The 1,942-nt window shown below is 39.7% G+C and carries 1 protein-coding gene; it reads right to left on the bottom strand.

Features of this window, described 5'->3' with window-relative positions:
* Nucleotides 1-1,942 (bottom strand): hypothetical protein (locus tag BHC43_RS10660; RefSeq protein WP_218966452.1); only part of this gene is annotated, 1,942 nt, incomplete at both ends.

The following is a 1,942-nucleotide window of genomic DNA, read 5'->3' as shown; positions in this document are numbered from 1 at the left end:
TTATTACCGTCGAACCTTTGCCCATATTGGTTGCCAATATTCCGCTCTGGTCACCGTTAATTTCACCAGTGCTCTGGGTAATAGTGATGGCATTGGCCGTTTCACCATTGAAAGCAGAAATACCACTTCCATATTCTCCCGGTCCTTTTGCTGTCACAGTCCCTGCTGTAGTGATGGTAGTCGAACCACTACCTGAGTTCCTTGCACTGATGCCACCTGCTGTGCCTTCAATTTTACTGCTTTCTGTCAACTGACTTATATTTATGTCGGTGGTATCCTTTCCATCATTTACTGCAATAATGCCTATGCCTGTACCATATTCGATTTTTGGTTTATCAGTTTCTGGTTTATCAGCTTCTGGTTCCTCAGCTTCCTGAAATTGAGTGCCTGTTGCACTCACATTGCCACTCACCTGAATATTGGTCGCACCTGATTCATGATTGCTGGCATCTATACCACTAGCAAAACCATTGATTTCACCACTTGACTGAACAACATTAATTCCGCCCAAAGGTACCTGGCCATTTTCATCACCGGCTTTTGTTGCGGCTTTCTTATTTACAGCAAATGCTGAACTTATGTCTTCTCCGTTTTCGTCAATATCTGAAACTGGTGCTGTACCTGATACAACCTGAATTCCGGCTCCAGTTTTACCTTCTACTTTGCCGGCTGTAGTCACTGAGACTTTTCCACCAGTTTCATTAACAGCAGTAATACCATCTGTACCACCAATAATACTTCCGGCAGTTTGATTAATAATAATATCGGTCTTCGATTTGCTTTCTGCTCTTGTTTCAGCATCAGGATAATTAAAATGCATATTAGTAACATCGATACCGGCGTCTTTATTACCAGTAACATTTCCTGCAGTAGTGATTTCGGTATTGCCTTGTCCGAAATTACTTGCAGATATGCCTTTTTCTTTACCTTTAATATTTCCTGATGTTTGGTTTATATGGATTGCTTTGGCTGTTTGAGTATTGGAAGCGGCAATACCAATACCATTTTCTGCTATGCCATCAGCAATTACCGTGCCAGCAGTAGTAATCGTGGTAGAACCAACACCTGAATTAGATGCCGTAATTCCTGTTGCTCCACCTTGAATTAAACTGGCGGCTGAAGACTGAGTTATATTCAGGTCAGTGGTATTTTTATTATTTATGGCAATAATACCACTACCAGAATTATATCGTTCACTATCTGGATTTTCAGGATCTTCCGGAATGGTTGCATTACCAGTTGAGCTTACATTACCGGCTATATCAATATTTGTTGCTCCCTTACCCTGATTATTTACTACAATTCCGTTAACTGAACCTTCAATTTTACTGGGAGCTGACTGCGTGATAGTCACATCTTGAGTTTTTTCACCACTATCTGCGTAAACAGCTGTTGTTGCTGCTATTGTTCCTGCAATATTAATTTTAGTAGAACCGGTACCATTATTAGATGCCATAATACCGGTGTTTTTAGCTTTAATGATGCTACTTTCTTCCTGATTGACTGTAAGATTAGTTGCTTGTTCAGAGTTAGTCATGCTAACCGCATCATCAAATAGCATATTTTCATCTGTTGATTCAGCAGCATCCTCGGAAGAAGGAAAAAATAAATTTCCTGAAGAAATAACATCTCCTTTTATATTAACAGTGGTTTCTCCAGTTCCATTATTCAACCCCCAAACACTACCCAAATCCCCTTTTCTCTCAAGTTCTACTCTAATATTCTGGCCATCTTTTAAATTAAAGACTTCAAAAGGGAGGGCAGGAAAGTCTATGTCATTATCCGAATAAATATTGCCAATAAACACAATATCTTTTCCGTTGACTTTATCTTTATCTGAAATTACTAAGTCTTCTGCTGCGGAAGCAACATTTGCACTCAATGCGAGTGCACCTAACAAGGTAAGTACTTTAACTCCTACAACTTTTCCACTTTTTCGAGC

This window comes from Snodgrassella alvi (genome assembly GCF_002777855.1).
Taxonomy (GTDB): Bacteria; Pseudomonadota; Gammaproteobacteria; order Burkholderiales; family Neisseriaceae; genus Snodgrassella; species Snodgrassella alvi_E.
Note: the sequence above shows the minus strand (reverse complement) of the source record. Positions and strands in the feature narration are given on the sequence as shown.